The organism is Longispora fulva (assembly GCF_015751905.1).
GTDB classification, from domain to species: domain Bacteria; phylum Actinomycetota; class Actinomycetes; order Mycobacteriales; family Micromonosporaceae; genus Longispora; species Longispora fulva.
On sequence record NZ_JADOUF010000001.1, the window covers coordinates 3,262,267 to 3,278,847 of the forward strand.

General features: G+C 70.7%; 17 protein-coding genes. 12 read left to right on the top strand and 5 right to left on the bottom strand.

Translation table 11 applies throughout. From position 1 onward, the window contains the following. Positions 1 to 8 precede the first annotated feature (8 nt). On the bottom strand, positions 9 to 1,406 hold the full coding sequence (locus tag IW245_RS14320) for a recombinase family protein (protein ID WP_197003666.1): 1,398 nt from the start codon (positions 1,404 to 1,406) through the stop codon (positions 9 to 11). 361 nt (positions 1,407 to 1,767) lie between these two features. Here IW245_RS14320 and IW245_RS14325 point away from each other — a divergent pair, with 361 nt between their 5' ends. The 3 genes from IW245_RS14325 (at position 1,768) to IW245_RS14335 (ending at position 4,053) form a co-directional block, all read left to right on the top strand. Further along, entirely contained in the window at positions 1,768 to 2,163 is a 396-nt protein-coding gene (locus IW245_RS14325; protein ID WP_197003667.1) for a hypothetical protein, read from the top strand. A 192-nt stretch (positions 2,164 to 2,355) separates the two neighbouring features. Then, a complete protein-coding gene (locus IW245_RS14330; protein ID WP_197003668.1) occupies positions 2,356 to 3,189 on the top strand; it encodes a hypothetical protein in 834 nt (277 codons plus the stop codon). A 129-nt stretch (positions 3,190 to 3,318) separates the two neighbouring features. Beyond that, a complete protein-coding gene (locus IW245_RS14335) occupies positions 3,319 to 4,053 on the top strand; it encodes a peptidoglycan recognition protein family protein (RefSeq protein ID WP_197003669.1) in 735 nt (244 codons plus the stop codon). A gap of 53 nt (positions 4,054 to 4,106) precedes the next feature. Here the strand turns inward: IW245_RS14335 and IW245_RS14340 are convergent, their stop codons facing one another. Together IW245_RS14340 and IW245_RS14345 are read right to left on the bottom strand one after the other, a co-directional pair. Then, positions 4,107 to 4,601 carry a hypothetical protein gene (locus IW245_RS14340; protein ID WP_197003670.1) on the bottom strand — a complete coding sequence of 165 codons (495 nt, stop codon included), beginning with the start codon at positions 4,599 to 4,601 and terminating at the stop codon, positions 4,107 to 4,109. A 95-nt stretch (positions 4,602 to 4,696) separates the two neighbouring features. Further along, positions 4,697 to 5,164 carry a MarR family winged helix-turn-helix transcriptional regulator gene (locus IW245_RS14345; RefSeq protein WP_197003671.1) on the bottom strand — a complete coding sequence of 156 codons (468 nt, stop codon included), beginning with the start codon at positions 5,162 to 5,164 and terminating at the stop codon, positions 4,697 to 4,699. 65 nt (positions 5,165 to 5,229) lie between these two features. On the opposite strand from IW245_RS14345, the gene IW245_RS14350 reads away from it, so the two are divergent. From IW245_RS14350 to IW245_RS14360, 3 genes are all read left to right on the top strand, one after another. After that, entirely contained in the window at positions 5,230 to 6,291 is a 1,062-nt protein-coding gene (locus tag IW245_RS14350; RefSeq protein WP_197003672.1) for an alkene reductase, read from the top strand. Between the two features lie 102 nt (positions 6,292 to 6,393). Then, the gene (locus IW245_RS14355) at positions 6,394 to 7,425 is read left to right on the top strand and encodes a sulfite exporter TauE/SafE family protein (protein WP_233473013.1); all 1,032 of its coding nucleotides are present in this window, start codon (positions 6,394 to 6,396) and stop codon (positions 7,423 to 7,425) included. Continuing rightward, a complete protein-coding gene (locus IW245_RS14360; RefSeq protein WP_233473014.1) occupies positions 7,422 to 7,637 on the top strand; it encodes a heavy-metal-associated domain-containing protein in 216 nt (71 codons plus the stop codon). Before IW245_RS14355 ends, IW245_RS14360 begins: the two co-directional genes overlap by 4 nt. 6 nt (positions 7,638 to 7,643) lie before the next feature. Here the strand turns inward: IW245_RS14360 and IW245_RS14365 are convergent, their stop codons facing one another. Beyond that, positions 7,644 to 8,279: a DUF2461 domain-containing protein gene (locus IW245_RS14365; protein WP_197003674.1), complete on the bottom strand. Its 636-nt coding sequence runs from the start codon at positions 8,277 to 8,279 to the stop codon at positions 7,644 to 7,646. A 137-nt stretch (positions 8,280 to 8,416) separates the two neighbouring features. On the opposite strand from IW245_RS14365, the gene IW245_RS14370 reads away from it, so the two are divergent. The 3 genes from IW245_RS14370 to IW245_RS14380 are packed head-to-tail and all read left to right on the top strand — an operon-like array spanning position 8,417 to position 11,194. Further along, complete coding sequence (locus IW245_RS14370; protein WP_197003675.1) at positions 8,417 to 10,015, top strand: hypothetical protein; 1,599 nt, start codon at positions 8,417 to 8,419, stop codon at positions 10,013 to 10,015. Positions 10,016 to 10,046: 31 nt separating this feature from the next. Next, positions 10,047 to 10,589, top strand: coding sequence for a DUF8225 domain-containing protein (locus IW245_RS14375; protein WP_197003676.1), 543 nt, complete (start codon positions 10,047 to 10,049; stop codon positions 10,587 to 10,589). Continuing rightward, positions 10,550 to 11,194, top strand: a complete 645-nt coding sequence (locus tag IW245_RS14380; protein ID WP_497942881.1) for a DUF8225 domain-containing protein — start codon at positions 10,550 to 10,552, stop codon at positions 11,192 to 11,194. The genes IW245_RS14375 and IW245_RS14380 overlap by 40 nt, the downstream gene beginning before the upstream one ends. Positions 11,195 to 11,272: 78 nt before the next feature. Here IW245_RS14380 and IW245_RS14385 read toward each other — a convergent pair whose 3' ends face one another. Beyond that, positions 11,273 to 11,764: a YcxB family protein gene (locus IW245_RS14385; protein ID WP_197003678.1), complete on the bottom strand. Its 492-nt coding sequence runs from the start codon at positions 11,762 to 11,764 to the stop codon at positions 11,273 to 11,275. 129 nt (positions 11,765 to 11,893) lie between these two features. On the opposite strand from IW245_RS14385, the gene IW245_RS14390 reads away from it, so the two are divergent. From IW245_RS14390 to IW245_RS14400, 3 genes are all read left to right on the top strand, one after another. After that, positions 11,894 to 12,337 carry a VOC family protein gene (locus IW245_RS14390; protein WP_197003679.1) on the top strand — a complete coding sequence of 148 codons (444 nt, stop codon included), beginning with the start codon at positions 11,894 to 11,896 and terminating at the stop codon, positions 12,335 to 12,337. Between the two features lie 138 nt (positions 12,338 to 12,475). Next, complete coding sequence (locus tag IW245_RS14395; RefSeq protein WP_197003680.1) at positions 12,476 to 13,270, top strand: trypsin-like serine peptidase; 795 nt, start codon at positions 12,476 to 12,478, stop codon at positions 13,268 to 13,270. A gap of 268 nt (positions 13,271 to 13,538) precedes the next feature. Beyond that, the gene (locus IW245_RS14400) at positions 13,539 to 16,571 is read left to right on the top strand and encodes a hypothetical protein (protein ID WP_197003681.1); all 3,033 of its coding nucleotides are present in this window, start codon (positions 13,539 to 13,541) and stop codon (positions 16,569 to 16,571) included. Positions 16,572 to 16,581: the final 10 nt, after the last annotated feature.

Here is a 16,581-nt window from a genome sequence, read left to right on the forward strand (position 1 = left end):
GCCGCCGTTCAAGGTTCGATTTCCCGGGCGGGTCGGACGGGATTCGCGGCTTCACTGTCCAGGCGCGCCCTCAGTTCGGGCAGGTGGGCGTATAGGGTCGCCCGACTGACGCCGAGCAGGCTTGCGATGGACGCGATCGAGTGCTCCGGCTCGGCGAGGAGGCGCAGGGCGTAGGCCACCTTCTCCGGGGTGAACGACGGCGGCCGGCCGCGGCCCACCGCTGGGCCGTCAGTGGCGATGATCGTGCGGATGAACTCCGCGAGGGCCGCGAACACGTGGAAGACGAACATCCCGCCGGGCGTGTTGGTGTCCAGGCGCTCGTGCAGGGAGCGGAATCCGACCTGCCGCGCCTGGAGTTGGCCGATGATCCGGATCAGATCCTCCAGGTTGAGACCGAGCCTGTCGAGGCTGACGACGACCAGGACATCGCCTGGCCGGACGTGCTCGAACGTCCGGGCCAGTTCCGGCCGGTCGGTGTCCGGGCTGGGGAACTCGTCGAAGAAGCACCTCGCGCACCCGGCCTCCGTGAGCCGGGCCCGCTGGCGGGCGAGGTTTCGCTCTCGGATGGAGACCCGCCCGTACCCGACCAGCACGCCGGACGGTGGGCGTTCGGCGGCGACTGGCGGGATGGGCGTGTTTCCTTCGGCCTCCAGACGGCCGGCGCCGCCCGACCCTGACGGTTCGACTCCCTGCGGGACGGGGCGGCGACCCACTGGCGGGTTCGCGTGGCGGGTTCGCCCGGTGGCGATCTGCTCGCCGTCGCTATACAGCGCGACCCGGGCATAGAGGGCTGTGCCGTTGGCGAGCAGGATAGGGCTCCAGTGGTAGTCGAAGAAGTACCCGTCCCTGCACCCTTGGGGGGCGACCTCGGACTCCCGCACGATCTGGATGTCGACCTCGACGGCGTGCTGGCGGGCGAGGTTCTCGAGAAACTGAAAACCCTCGAACCGAGCCCAGGCCGCAGCGAGAGTCGGGGAGTAGCGCAGTTCGAGCTGCCCGACGATGAGGCGACGGTCCGGGATTCCGATCCGTCGGGCGTGCAGGGTGACCGCGTCAGGGCCGCCGCCCGCCGCGTCGGGATCAGCGCCGTCGGCGGCGGGTTCGGGTTGCCAGGGCGTGTCGCCGAGGACGACGGCCGGAACGACGGTGGATGGCCGTCCGGCGGCCAACAGTTGGTTGCGTTGGCGGCGGTCGAGGACCAGGGCCGCCGCGATCGCCTCGAGGGAGCGTTGTTGCGGCCGGGCGACGCGTCCTGATTCCAGGTATCCGACGGTGCGCACACTCAACCCGGCCCGAGTCGCCAGTTCACCCCGGGTCAGACCGGCGTGCCCGCGCAACGCCCGCACGAGCTCCGCGAGAGTCGCGGACGGCGTGTCCTCGCCTCCGGTCGACAGTTCCGTGCCCATCGAAGTCACCCCCAGCTGAATCGCACCCGTGGCCAGGTCGGTCTTGCCCCTCCATTGCACGGCAAGAGGTCTGGCCCAGCGCGTGAACATGCTGTGTACTCATCATCAGGTATCTATTTCACGGCAACGAAGGCAAGCCTGACAACTAGAGCCTTGGGTGACCTTTCTGGACACCCGTCCACCAGCCGCTGAGTACCGCCCACCCGTGACACCTCCGACGAGGTGCGATGGCGTCGGGCCGCCAATGAGCTGGATCCTCTCGCCCGGTCGGGCGCCGGACCGACAGTGTCCGCCGCAGTGACGAGCGCGCCCGCCCTGATCTCCGCCACCCCACGTTCCGATCCAACAACAAGGAGTTTCGATGAACTACCGTCTGTCCCGCCGCTCTGCGCCCCACGGCCGGATCCCACGGATCCTCCTCGCACTGGTCCTCGCGGTCTTGACCGCGACCGTCGTCCACCCGGGCCCCGCCGCTGCGGGCGAGCCGCCTCCGGCGTTCGCCGCGTGCGTCGAGGAAGGCTGGAGCAACCACGCCACCAGTGGCGGATTCGCCTTCAACGGCATCAACATCCGCTCCGGCCCCTACCTGAGCTGCCCGATCCGGGGTGTCGGCGACACCTCGCACTCTGTCACGTTCTACTGCTTCCGCGAGGGTGAGGGCGACACCTGGACGTTCCTGCACGACGACACCACCGGGATCTACGGCTGGTCCCGTGACGACAAGCTGACCGGCCGCGGAAGCTGGTCACCCTGCTGAACCGGGCACTGGCTCCCGGCGCCGCCGGGAGCCACCCGGCATCCATCGCCCCATCCGTTCGCGCGTGTGCACATCGAAGGGGATGACATGAGCACCCGACGACCCCGCAAGTCAGCCGCGCCACGTTCGACCAGCGTTTCCGACCCCCCGGTCCCGAATGGCGACGGGTCCCCGCAGTGGTCGGTAGCCAGCGTGCGCACGTACGTCAAGCGCCATGGCTGGCGCCGGCTCATGGCGATCGTCCTGGTCCCGTTTCTCGGCAGCGCCCTGATCGCTGGCATCAAGACCGTCCTCACGGACCAGGTCTCGGGAGCCGGCAAGGCTGCGGTGGCCACACTGGTCGGAGGCGACGAGGCACGAAGCGTGCCACTGCGACTGGGGGACGCCCCACTCGTCGCCACCGTGACCACAGGGGGTATGTGCGAGCCTGGGACGGGCCGGCTCGTGAGAGATGAGGGCGCGGCGAGCCGGATTCCCGGCGAGAAGCTGAACTCCCCCTCGACTGGTCCATTCTTGAGCGCATCGGCAGAAGTGCTCCTTCAGGGAACTTCCGCCCAGGCCGTTCTGCTCAAGAATATGCGCGTCGTGGTTGACCTTCGCAGTCCTCCCACCGGGGTGATCGTGGCGCAGCGGAGCGAGTGCGGCGGAGGGGTGGACTCCCGCCCGTTCGAAGTCGACATAGAACCAGGCGGCGCGAAACTCACTCCAAAGGCGGGCAGGAAGCTCCTTCGCCCGGGTGTGGCGCCCCCGCCCAATGTCGTTGTCGAGGATGGCCTGTCGGGTAGGTCCTACGCGGTGGAACCTGTCGAGTTCCCCTTTGCCGTGACTATGTCCGACCCGGAGCTCTTCGACATCACCGCCAGTGTGACCACCTGCGACTGCCTGTGGCACCTGGAACTGGACTGGCAGTCGGCCGGCAGGACAGGTACCGCTGTGATCAACAACAGTGGCAAGCCATTCCGGACATCCAGTGCGCCATTCCTCAGGTGCGATATCCGCAGCAAGCCCATCAAGTGTGGGACCTGAGGAGCCGCGCAGATCCCCTCTCGGCGGTGAGCACACCGTCGTTGCCCACCCCATCAGCCCACCGTCCATGCGGCGCGACCGTCTGTCGATGCGCCGTTGGTGGGTGACACCGAGGAAGGACGTACCACCGTGATCACCAGACGCGCCATGCTGGCCGCCGCGACCGGAGCCGCCGCCAGCCTCGCCCTCCCCCTGACCGGGCGCGCCAACGCCAGCCCCGGTCAGCCCTATCTCGACCGTGCCAGCTGGGGTGCCGACGAGGCCCTGCGGTTCGGGTCGGACGGTGTCGAGACCTGGCCGCCGGCCCTCTTCGCGACACAGACGTTGACCGTGCACCACACTGTCACGGCCAACGACGATCCCGACCCCGCCGCCACCGTCCGGGCCATCTACCGCGACCACGCCGTCGTCCGCGGCTGGGGAGACATCGGGTACCACCTGGTTATCGACGGATCCGGCCAGGTATTCGAGGGCCGCTGGTCCGGCGGCGACCACCTGCCGGTATTCGGCGACGGGGCCGGTCCCGGCGGCCGTCCGCTGATGGTGAACGGCGGACATGTCGCCGGGTTCAACGCCGGCAACATCGGCGTGGCGCTCCTCGGTGACCTCAGCGACCGGATGCCTTCGCCCGCCGCCCGCCGTTCCCTCGTCGCGGTCCTCGCCGGGCTCGCCGTCGCCACCGGGCTCGACCCGCTCGGCACGACGCGGTACGTCAACCCGATCAGTGGCGCCACCGCGACCGTGGACACCATCAGCGGGCACCGAAACTGGCAGCCGACCGGATGCCCTGGCGACCGGTTCTACCCGGAACTGGCTGCGCTCCGCCGGGACGTCGCGCGACTGGTGCCCCGACCGGGGCCGTGATCGGCCGCTTGAGGCGCGGGCCGCGTGCCGTTGGGTTGACCTCGACGCGCCGCCTACCAGCCCCAGTCGAGTTCGAGCACCACCGTCGGGTCGGCGGGACCGAGTCCGTTGAGGAACTCCAGGGCCCGGCGTAGTCCCCGGATCTCCTCGGGTCCGTGTCTGAACTCCGCCGACAGGAGAAGGCCACCGGGCGACTCCGGCGGGGCGTTGTCCACGCGGCGCAGCGCCTGGCGCATCAGCTCCCTGAACTGTCGGGTGTCGAGGAGCAGGCACAGGACCTCCTCGTCCTCCGGAGGGCGCGTCCATGCGCCTCCGCCGGCCCCGGGGGCGCAGAACGACATGATCTCGTCGGCGAGCCGCTGTTCCTCGACGGTCACGAGTTCATGGAAGGCCGAGAGGATGCGGACGAGCCGCCGGTAGGACAAGGGGCCGTGGACGGGGACGGCCTCGTCGCCCTGCGCGCTGCGCTCCTGAAGTGCGAGCGCCGCTTCGAAGCTGGGCGCGGCGGTCAGACACAGGGTGTACTTGGAGCTCGGCAAGTCGTTCACGGGCACAACGATAGGCAGGCGGCGCCGCGAGACCCCAGAGCTGGAAGGGACCGACGCGTGCCGGGGCAGGTGTCGCCGTAACCGAATGAATGGTTTCAGCAGCCGCCGGGGAGCGCGCGTTCGACTCCGGCGCGGACCAGGTTGTCCTGGACCCTGCCGAGCAGCCGCTTCAGCATCTCCTTCTCAGCCTCCGTGAGCCCCTCCAGCGCCAACCGGTCGGCCTCGGCGATCGCGGCCTGCACGACGTCGCGCAGCGCCTCCCCCGTCTCGGTGGTGGCGACCACCATGACCCGCCGGTCGTCGACGGCCGGGGCCCGGTGGACGAGCCCCGCGCGTTCGAGCCGTTGCAGGGACTTGGTGACCGTGGACGGGTCGAGCCCACACGCGTCGGCCAGCTCGGTCTGGCGCAGGTCGCCGTGCGCCCACAGGGCCTGGAGGAGTTGCTCCTGGCCGGGGAGCACTCCGGCGTCGCACAGCAGGATGCCGACGAGCTGTGCGGCGGAGCGGGCCGCCGGGCGCAGCAGGCAGGTGATCGGCGTCACGTCCGTCCTCCTGGTGATCATTGGCTAGCCAAGCATATCTTATTGCTGAAGCAATTATTGGTCAGCCAATTATCTAGGAGCCCGCCATGTCCCGCGTCTTCGAAACGGTCAAAGTCGGCGCCGTGGAACTTCCAAACCGCCTGGTGATGTCCCCCATGACCCGCAACCGGGCCGGGGACGGCGGCGTCCCGACCGCCCTCAACGCCGAGTACTACGCGCAGCGGGCCTCCGCCGGCCTGATCATCACCGAGGGCAACCAGCCCAGCGTCGTCAGCCAGGGCTACCTCGCCACCCCCGGGCTGCACTCCGCCGAGCAGGTCGCCGGCTGGAAGGTCGTGACCGACGCCGTGCACGCCGAGGGCGGCCGGATCTTCGCCCAGATCATGCACTCCGGCCGGATCGGCCACCCCGAGATCTCCGGGCACAACCCCAAGGCCCCTTCCCCGGTACAGGCCGACGGGACGACCTACACGCCCGAAGGCCCGAAGGACCACCCGGTCCCCGACGAGCTGACCGTCGAGGAGATCGCCGGGACCGTCGCGGACTTCGCCACCGCCGCACGCAACGCCATCGCCGCCGGCTTCGACGGGGTCGAACTGCACGGCGCCAACGGGTACCTGCTCCAGCAGTTCCTCTCCGACAACGCCAACCTGCGCACCGACTCCTACGGCGGATCCGTGGACAACCGGATCCGGTTCGTCGTCGAGGTCGTCCAGGCGGTGGTCGACGCGGTCGGCGCCGAGCGCACCGGGCTGCGGCTGTCGCCGGGGAACACGTACAACGGGCTCGTGGAGTCCGACCCCGCTGGGGTGTACGTGCCGCTGGTCCGAGCGCTGGAGCCCCTGGGTCTGGCGTACCTACACCTGAATGTCGCCGCGACCGAGCCCGCGCTGGTAGACGAGCTGCGCGCGATCTGGTCCGGCCCGCTGCTGGTCAACCAGGCGGCCACCGGGGCGCTCGCCGACCTGGAGTCGGCGGAGGCGTGGCTGGAGCGCGGCGCGGACGCCGTGGTCTACGGCCGGGCGTTCCTCGCCAACCCGGACCTGGTGGAGCGGCTGCGCACCGGTACGGAACTCAACGACGCCGACGGCGCGACCTTCTACGGCGGCACGCACGTCGGGTACACGGACTACCCGAAGGCCGCCTGACGTTCACCGGTGTTCCGCGCCGCCACTCCACCGGCGGCGCGGAATGCAGCAATCTGCCGCAAGAAGTGGACGGCACGGCGGCCATAGGCTCGTGGTGTGGTCGTGAGCCTGCCCGCTGTTCTCGCCACCGGCCTCCTCGCCGGTGGCGTGTCCTGCGCCGCCGTCCAGGGTGGCCTGCTCGCCGGCCTCGTCGCCCGCCGACCCGCCCCGGAGCCCGCCCCCACCCGGACCCGGGCCGCCCGGCTGGGCGACGACCTCGCCCCGGTCGGCGGATTCCTCGCCGGCAAGTTCGCGTCGCACACCCTGCTCGGCGGGCTGCTGGGCGCGGTCGGCGGTGCCGTCGCGCCGTCGCTCGCGGTGCGCACCGCCGCGCAGATCCTCGCCGGGCTCCTCGTCGTCGGGTTCGGACTCGCGCAGCTCGGCGTGCGGGGACTGACCATCGACGTGCCCGGCTCCTGGTCCCGGTTCGTGCGCGGCCGGGCCCGCTCGACGTCGGCGTTCGCCCCGGCCCTGCTGGGGCTCGCCACCATCGCGGTGCCGTGCGGGGTGACGCTGTCGGTGGAGGCCCTCGCCCTGACGTCCGGCTCGGCCTGGGCCGGCGCGGCCGCGATGGCGGTGTTCGTCGCCGGCACCGGCCCCCTGTTCGCGGCACTGGGCTACCTCGCCCGCAGGGCCGCCTCCGCCTGGCGGGGCCGCCTCGCCGTCGCCACCGGTCTCGTCGTCGTGGCGCTGGGCCTGACCACCCTCAACGGCGGACTCGAACTCGCCGGCTCGCCGCTGGCCGCGTCCCGCCTGGCCAACGCCGCCGGTCTCGGCCCGCGCACGGCGGAGGCGGGCCCGGTGACCGTGGTCGACGGGCACCAGACCGTGACCGTCACCGCCAGCAGTACCTCCTACCGGCCAGCCGACATCCGGGTCGCCGCCGGCCTGCCGACCACCCTGCTCATCCGCTCGAAGGACGTCGGCGGCTGCGCGCGGTCCTTCGTCATCGCGTCGAGGAACGTCCAGCTCCTCCTCCCGGTCAACGGCGACACCCCCGTCGACCTCGGCATCCTGCGGCCCGGACGCCTCGGGTACTCGTGCGCCATGGGCATGTACACAGGCACCCTCACGATCGTCGAGTCCCCGCAGTGACGGTGACGCACACGTTCCGGGTCGAGGGAATGCGCTGCGGCGGGTGCGGACTCCTCGTCGACGACGCCGTCGAGGACCTGCCCGGCGTGCGGACGTCCACGACGTCGGTGCGGGCCGGGCGCACCGTGGTCGAGGCCGGCGCGGAGGTCGACCCCGGGCGGATCGCCGCGGCGATCACCGCCGCCGGGTACCCAGCCACCCGGGTGGCCTGACTCCAGCTACTCCGGCGGGGCGTTCGTCGCGATCCAGGTCAGGAACGGGCGCAGTGCCTTCCACCCCTTCGACACGACAGGTACGAGGTCATCCAGCGCCACCGCCTCCTCAGCGGACACGCTCCGGCTGGCCGTGAGGAACTCCCGGCGCATCAGGTCCAGCCGGGGATGGTCGGCGGGCACCCCGCGCGGCCGGGTGCGCACCTGGTCCCCGCCGAGCTCGAAGCCGGCCTTGCGCACCGCGGCGGTGATCGTGACCAGCGCCGTCCCGGTGTCCGCGTCGTCGACGGCCGCCCAGTACCGCGCGGTCTGCGCCCGATCGACGGCGTGGAAGCCGCCCCCGACGAGCAGTCCGTCGGCGTCGAGCTGCACGTAGTAGCCCACGCTGGGCGCCAGCTCCACGAACCCGCCCTGGTGCAGCTTGTACGGCGACTTGTCGGTGGAGAACCGCACGTCCCGGTACGGGCGGAACACCGACACGCGGCCGCCGCCGAACGCCGGGGCCAGCTCGTCGAGCAGGGCGACGAACGGGGCGCGCACCTGGGTGTCGTACGTGGCGCGGTGCTCCGTCCAGTACGCCTTGGAGTTGTCGGCGGTCAGGCCCTCGTAGAACGCGAAGGCGTCCTCGGTGAATCGGGTCATGGCCCATTGTGGGCACCCCGGACGGGGGAGATCGGGCACCACGCCGGACCGGTAACCGACAGCCCATTTTGCGATATTTCCCATTTGTTCCAGGTACGGTCGGGGCAGAGTCACCGACGACCGGAGGTAACGGCACCGTGTGGACGGAAATCCCGGAGCACCGCAGAGCGACCGCCTGGACCGAGGAAGCCGAGTCCGCCCGGGACGGGGCCGCGCCCATGGAGCGCCGGATGCCGGCCCTCGCGCCGGGCACGCTGTACCGGATGGTGGCCGGCGTGGACCCCGCGCCCCGGCCGATGACCCCGGCGGAACTGGCCGACCTCGGCGACCCGATGGCCGGCACCTTCTTCCGGGCCCGCAAGTTCCCGATGACGGTGCAGGACGTCCTCGCCGGCCTGCCGGCACCGGGCCCGACGTCGCCGCAGTCGGTGTACCTGATCGGCGAGGCCGGGCAGATCCCGCCCGAGCGGTTCCCGAAGCTCCGGCGTGACCTGCGGTTCGCAATCACCCGAGGCGTGGCCGGCCGCGACATCGACCTGCTGGTCAGCACCGGGGCGAACGGCGATCCGGCGAAGACATTCCTGCAGGTCGCGGCATGGGACCCGGTGGCGAAGGTCTTCAACTACTACATGCGGATCACCCCCACGTGGGTGTGGTCCGGCAACTCGTGGTCGGCGCTGGCGGCCGAGTCCCGGGGCAAGGCGTGCTTCGACAGCCACGTCAACGGCAGCGTCGTCATGAAGGAGCTGAAACTCCCCTGGATCAACTGGCAGTCCCAGGCCGCCACCATCCAGATCGCCCCCACCGACCCCCTGCTGAAGAATCCGTTGTACCAGCAGGTCACCGGCGCACAGAACCTCGAGGTGTCGATCCGCCCCCTGGTGCGCCGGTGGACGGCAGCGCGGATCGCGCACGTCACCACCGGTGGCACTGTCGATCACCCCGACCACCTGCTGCGCCAACTGGTCACCACCACGACGATCAACCTGGCCAGCACGGCCACACAGAGCTCCGGGGTCACGAAGGACAGTCCCGACCTGGTGCTGCCGGTCGGATTCTGGTTGAACAACGACGCCCTGTTCGACGTGTTGGAGATCCCGTCACAGGCCGGCGCGCCGGCGGTGCGCGCGGCGCTGTACGTCGACAGCCTGACCACCTTCCAGTTCCGGCTGGAGGAGAAGGCCAGCGGGTTCACCCAGCCAGGGGACACATTCTTCGCGTTCGTGGTGCCCGAGGCGGCGTACGAGGACCTCGACGTGGTGAGCCAGCTGATCGACACCGAGGTGCTGACCGCACGGTTCGTGGCGTGCGCGCTGATGGTGGACTTCACCAACCCGGTGTTCAGCCCGGACCGCGCGCACCTGATGCGGTACGTGCCGCGGGTGCGGACCCCGGTCGCCGGGTTGTCCGAGCGGATCGCCGGCGCGATCGTGGCCGGCGCGGCCGGCAAGCCCGCCTCCAGCCCCGAAGCCGTGTTCGCGGCGAACTGGGCGGTGCCGGAGCGGGACTGGCGGACGGTGTTCGGGGCGCGGACCGACGCGTACCTCGGAAAGGTCTCCGCCAGGATCACCACCCCCACCGGCTTCGAGGACTACACCCGGCTCGCCGAGTCGCGGCGGCGGGACTTCCGCCGGATGAAGCTCAACGAGTTCGCGCTGACGCTGCCGGTCACCAACATCGCCGCGAACGCCCCCGCCCTGCGGATGGGCGAGGACGGCACCGTCACCGTCCGGTGACACACCACACCACGAGGGGAGCAACACCAGCATGGGGAAACTCAGTTCGTACGGGCCACCGGGACGGCTCACCGACCTCAACGACGTCGGGTGCAAGATGTGGAACGTCTTCATCTCCGACAGCGTCGACCAGGCGGCAAAGGGACCGGACCCCAAGGAGATCGTCAACGACAGCCCGCGACCGCAGTTCTACAACCTCACCACCAGGGACACCGCCGCCGACGCGGTGGACGCGACCGTGCGGTGGACGGCGTTCCCGCGCCGGGTGCAGGTGCACTCCACCTCCGACAACCAGCGCTGGCAGCGCGCCGACGCGAGCCGGGACGTCCAGGACGAGTACTGCGAATGGAGCGTCGAGCGCGACGCCCACCAGAAGGTCACCCGGGTCACGTTCACCTGCGAGGGCCCCGAGTACTGGGACGTGCTCGCCCAGACCAGCCCGGACAAGGTGCTGGAGTTGTACCGCACGCACATCAACCCCGCCGTGCTGCACGCCACCTCTTCGACTCGTTCAACCACTACAAGCGCCGCAACATCTGGAACAACTCCACCAGCCACGGGGCCATGCACCTGATCCAGAGCGCCAACACGCTCGGCGCGGAGATCGAACTGGCCGCCGCCGCGACGATCCGCCGGCTCATCAACGGCAAGGAACTCACCACCGAGCAGGAGCTGATCGCCTGCGCGAAGTACGGCCAGCCGGAGCGGCACAGCGACCCGCACATCGGCGGCGAGGTCAACGCCGTGGCCCGCCGCAAGGCCGACCTGACCCTCGCCGACCCGGTGGGGCTCTACTTCGACGACCTGCGCACCGACGGCTGGGCCACCCCGGACGACGCGGACCCGAAGAGCTTCTGGACGTACGTGCGCGGCGCGCAGGGCTACGGCGTCCGCGCCGTCTACGAGGTGCCGGCCGGCAAGCCCTACACCGTCGGCGACATCACCATCAACGGCAAACCGATCCGGTACGGCGCGCAGATCGCCGACTTCATCACCATCAAGCTGACCGCGACGGCCTGCCGGTTCGGCCAGAGCACGGCGCGGCCACAGACCGGGTGCGTGGCCCGCGCCCCGAAGGCGGAGCCGTCGGCGAGCGCGTACACGGCCGAGGCGCTGTCCACCCACGGCTACCTGGGCGCCGACCCCAGCGAGACGCCACGGGTCACCCGGCTCACCTGAGCCACGACGGTCTCATCCCCGCAGGCCGGCGGGGATGAGACCTTCCCCGATCGCCTGACGGCGGCTGCCTTCGGAGCGCTAGGCGGGCCGGACCACCAGACCTCGGTCGGTCAGGAACGCGCGGAGCCGTGCGTCCTGCTCGACGGACAACGGCTCGCGGGGCACGTCGAACATCGCCGAGTCGTCCTGGTAGAAGACATAGGCCTCGGGTACCTCCTCCACCCGGCCGACCAGGTGCCAGCCCCACCGCGTCGACGCCTGATCGGTACCGGACCACAGGCCGTCGCCGTCGATCACGTAACGCCGCGGCACCCGCCACGACGCCGGCACCCGCACCGCGACCAGAAACCGCCACCGGGCCCAGCACAGCAGCCCGATCGCGACCACGAACGCCGCCCAGTCCAGAAAACCGCCCACGCCCACGCCCTCGAAGGCCGCGAGACCCAGCAGACCGAGCACGATCAGGATCATGGCTGCGACGGTGTACGGGCGTGCCGAGCGCAGCGCCCCTCCCGCCAGCATGGCCCGGAAGTACCCGGCACTGCGGCTGGTCGTGAACTCGATGCGCATCCGGCGACCCTACCCGTCGAGGCCCGGGCACGCGGGCCCCGTTGGCGCGGGCGGTGTCGCACACGGCTGCCGGAACGCCGTCGCGGAGTTGTGGGTGCGGGGGTGGCGCGTTCCAGCTAGCGTGTCGGGATGGCCACCTCCTTCAAGATCTGCGTGGACTGCGCGGACCCGCACCTGCTGGCGTCATTCTGGGCCGCCGCACTCGACTACGAGATCGAGGACCACGCGCCCCTCATCCGCCAACTGCTCGACGCCGGAGCGGTCGGCCCCGACGACGTGACCGAGGTCGACGGCCGGCTGGCCTTCCGCGCCGCCGCCGCGATCCGGGACCCGGCTGTGCCCGCCCCGGCGGTCGGCCAGGGTGGCCGGGTGCTCTTCCAGGTCGTCCCGGAGCCGAAGTCCGCGAAGAACCGGATGCACCTGGACCTGCACGTGCCCGATCAGGCGGCGACGGTCGCGCGTCTGGTGGAGCTGGGCGCCACCGTGACCGGGCACGGCGAGGAGGGCGGCCGCGGCTGGACGGTCATGGCCGACCCGGAAGGCAACGAGTTCTGCGTGGCGAACGCCGTCTGACCACAGCAGAGAACCACCACCGTGACCGAGTCGGACCACACCGACGCCGACGAAGCACCGGGTCGCGGCTGTGACACGTCCCGCACCCGGCGTGGCGGCCCACGGTCAGCGGCGCGGTGATGATCTAAGCTCCGGCGAATGGCAACCGCACCGCGCGACACCGCGGCCAGGCCCTGGCGCACCGCGACCAGGCTGGTCGCCGCCGGGCTGGTCGCCGCCGCACTGTTCTGGCTGTTCCTGGCCCGCCCGACCGGTCCCGGTGACGGCCAGGCGGACACCGGCACGACGACCGCCCTGGCCACGGGCACGCCGGCCGTCGGTGCCCTGTTCGTCGACTCCGGGGAACACTTCTGCACCGCGAGCGTCGTGCACAGCCCCGGCCGCAACCTGGCGATGACGGCCGCGCACTGCGTCAGCGGCGGCGGGGACATCTCCTTCGTGCCCGGTTTCGTCGACGGCCGCCGACCGCTCGGCACGTGGCCGGTCACCCGGGTCGTGCTGGACCCGGCGTGGACGGACGGCGGCGATCCGGACGTCGACGTCGGGTTCCTGCTCCTCGGTGACCTCGACGGGCAGCGGATCGAGGACGTCGTCGGCGCGCATCAGCTCGGCCTCGACCGCGGCTTCGAGCAACGGGTCCGGATGACCGGGTACCCCGATGACCGCGACGCGCCCATCACATGCACGCACGACACCGAGCGGTACTCGGCGCACCAGCTCATGATCCGGTGCCCCGGCTTCACCGACGGCACGAGCGGCGGCCCCTGGATCACCGACGCCGACCCTGCGACGGGGCTCGGTACCGTCATCGGGGCGATCGGTGGTTTCGAGGAGGGCGGCGGGACCGCCGGCGTCTCCTACAGCACCTACTTCGACCACCGGATCGGTGACCTCTACCAGCGGGCGATCACCCCGCCGACCGTCACCCGCTGACCGGCACGCTCGGCGGCTCCGAGGCCGACCCGACAGCCGACGTCGCCACCCCATGTCCGGCCGCACCGGACCGGAGGCGCCGATATCAGGCCGGCTATGCCGGTAGGGCGACAGGCGCTGTGCAGCGGCGGCAGGCACAGACGTGGCCGGGTTCCTCCGTTCCGCCACCTCGGCGCTGTGGCCGTTCCAGGATGGGTAGGGACCATTGGGGCAACGGGGGCGGTCGCTCATGGACACGAACACGCACGGGGGCACAACCAAGGACTGGATGCGTCGCATCGCGTGGATGGCCCTGGTCGGCGCGGCCGTCCTGCTGATGGCCGAGATCGACTCGCTCCTGAGATCGCTTGAGGCCGCCAACGAGAACAGCTACGGATTCGGCGCGCTGAGCGGTCTCCGGGGCGACGACAAGCCGACCGTGGCGGCGCTCGACCACTGGGCCCGGGCCGCAGGTGACGTCAACCCGTTCTTCTGGATCGTCGTCCACACAGTGGCGGACTCGGTCTTCGCACTGGGGTACGCCTGGGTCATGGTGGAGGTGCTGAAGTCGCTGGGCTTCGTCTGGCGGTGGCGGCGCCCACGCACGTGGCGGTGGTGGTGGTCCGTTCTGCTGATCGCCGCCCCGGACCTGATCGAAAACGCCCTGACCGCCGCGGTGGCGCTGCCACAGGCGATCACCCCGCACACGTCGTTCGAGCCACGCTTCCTGGCCAGTACGTTCCGCGTGACCATGTGGTTGCACGTGGTCGGGTTGGTCAAGTACGCCATGATCGCCGTGGTGCTCGGCATGATCGCGTGGTTGTGGCTCCAGCGGACCCTACCCGTGGTCGCCCAGGCGACCGCGACGGCTGCTACGGCCATCGCGCCGGCCGGCACGACCACGCAGGCCCAACAGTCCGACGCTGAGGAACCACCCAGAATTCGGTTCCTGTGGACCTTCCGGGTACAGGTCGGCGTACTCGCGCTGCTGACATTCGTCATCGCGGTACCGAACAAGGACCGGATCGGGGCGCTCCAGCAGATCCCGGATGTGCTTCGTTCCTACGCCGACCGGCTGGACTGGTGGTGGTTCGCATGGTCGTCGCTGGCCCTGCTCGCCCTGTGCGTGGCTGTGTTCGTCACCGCGCACTGGCTACGGTTCGCACCACCGACGTCGGAGGCGGGATCGGAGCGGCTGTACCGGGTGCTCCTCGTTCTCGGCGTCGCCTGGTTCGTCCTCGGTGTAGCGAGCTACTTTCTGCGGGGCGCTCTGCGAGGCGTCGGTTTGATGGGCCGTGGGACGTGGGTGGGCGGTGTGGATGTGGCCCTGCCACCGGTGGTGGCCGGCACCATCCTGATCGTGGTCTGGTTCATACATAAGCGCTTCTCGGGCTCGCCGCCCGCGCCGTCCCGCCCGTGGACGGCGACGCACGGCCGGGTGGTGCACGTGCTGACAGTGGCCCCGCTCCTGATCGGGGGCCTCGGCATCGTGCGAGCTTTCGCCGGACCCATCCTGGTGGCACCTCGCGAGTCCCTGTTCTGGGCGTGGTTCGGGATCGGGCTGGGGGCTGCCGTGCTCGGCGCGCCCATCGCCTTCTGTGTGCTCGCGAAGGTGTTCCGGCGCGAGGTCGACGCCGTCGTCCCCAGGCCGATCGCCATGCCCCGCTGGGCGACCTGGGGCACGGTGCTCGTCGCGGCCGTTGTGGTCGTGGCCCTGGGGGCTTTCCCCCTGCGGTTCGCGCCCGCGCTCGGAGCCAACGGCGTCCTCGCCGCAGCGCTCTGCGTGGCCTGCGTGTCGGCCGGTGGCCTCGTGGGGATCTGTCAGCGGTCAGCGTCGTTCGTGGCGCCCAACGGTGCGGGGCGCAGTCTGCCCGTCCTGCTCCTGGTGGCCGCTATCCTGGTCGGTGTCGGTCGGGCGGACCCCGTGGGCACCTATCACAACGCCCGCCTCACGGACGTGGCCAGTCCGGCCGCCGACTCCACCGAGCCGATGTCCGCCGCCTTCAACCGGTGGCTCGATGCCGCGAAGGTGTGCGCCGAGCGGGCCGCACCGACAGAGACCAACCAGCCCGCGACACCGGCGAACGGCCGGAGGGTGCTGCCCCTGGTCATCGTCGCGGCTGCTGGCGGCGGCATCCGGGCCGCTTACTGGACCGAAGCGGCCCTGTCCAGCATCACAGACGAGAAGCAGACGCCGGCCCGCAGCGCATGCCGCCGCCAGTCGATCTTCGCGGTGAGCACCGTGTCCGGTGCCAGCCTCGGGGCCGCAGCCTGGAGCCTGGGACCGACGCCCACCAATGTGCGGCGCTCCGCCGAACTGGGCGACCAGGACGCGCTCGCCGTAGTCGGCGCCACCTGGCTGCTGCGCGATCTCCCCCGCGCGGTGACCGGGTTCAACCCGCGAATCCCGGACCGGGCCGCCGAGATGGAGAAGAGCTGGGAACACACGCTCCCAGCGCTGAAGGAACACTTCCCCGCCAAGGCCGACACGTGGCAGCCAGCGCTCGTGTTCAACGGCACGGACATGCAGACCGGTTGCCGGGTGGCGATCAGCCGACTGCGCGCGGAGCGTCCACCCGCGGATCATCCGACCCCCTGCGACGACCCTGGTGTCGGCGGCGCCGACATGGCGGGGACCTATCACGTCTCCGACTTCCTCCGCCCCGACACCTGCAACCGGGACAATCCCGAAAGAAAGCCCAGCGAGGACTCCCGTCCCCTGCGCACCAGTACCGCGGCTCTGTTGTCAGCCCGCTTCCCGTTCGTGACGCCCACCGGAATGCTGTACGACTGTGCACCGGGCACACCTCGCCGGATCCAGATCGGCGACGGTGGCTATGTCGACAACAGCGCGATCCTGACGGCTCTCGACATCTGGCGCGTCCTGGAACCTCTTGTTGAGAAGCGCAACATCGACTCCACCGAATACCTGATCGCACCCGTGTTCGCCGTGCTGGGCAACGGATACCGCACCAAGGCCACAGCCAACGTGCCCGGCCGACAACGAGAATTGGTGGCGCCACTCGCCGGCCTGCTCATTCCCAGGGCGGCATTGTCGGGAGCCCGGTTGGAGGCCGAGGCCCGGGTCGCGTTCTCCGGAACCGTGCCCGGCGCGAGCGTCACCGATCCAGGTATCCCCTCGACCCGGTTGTTCGTGCTCGCCCCCGGCTCCAAGCCCGAGGTCAGCGCACCCCTCGGCTGGGCCCTGTCGGCGGCTTCCCGGTCAAGCCTCAACTACCAACTGACCCAGGCGGACATGGAACTCGGCCCGTTCACGGAGTTGCTCAACGGCACGGTCACCGTGCCGACCAGCGCGCGGTGACCCGGTCGCT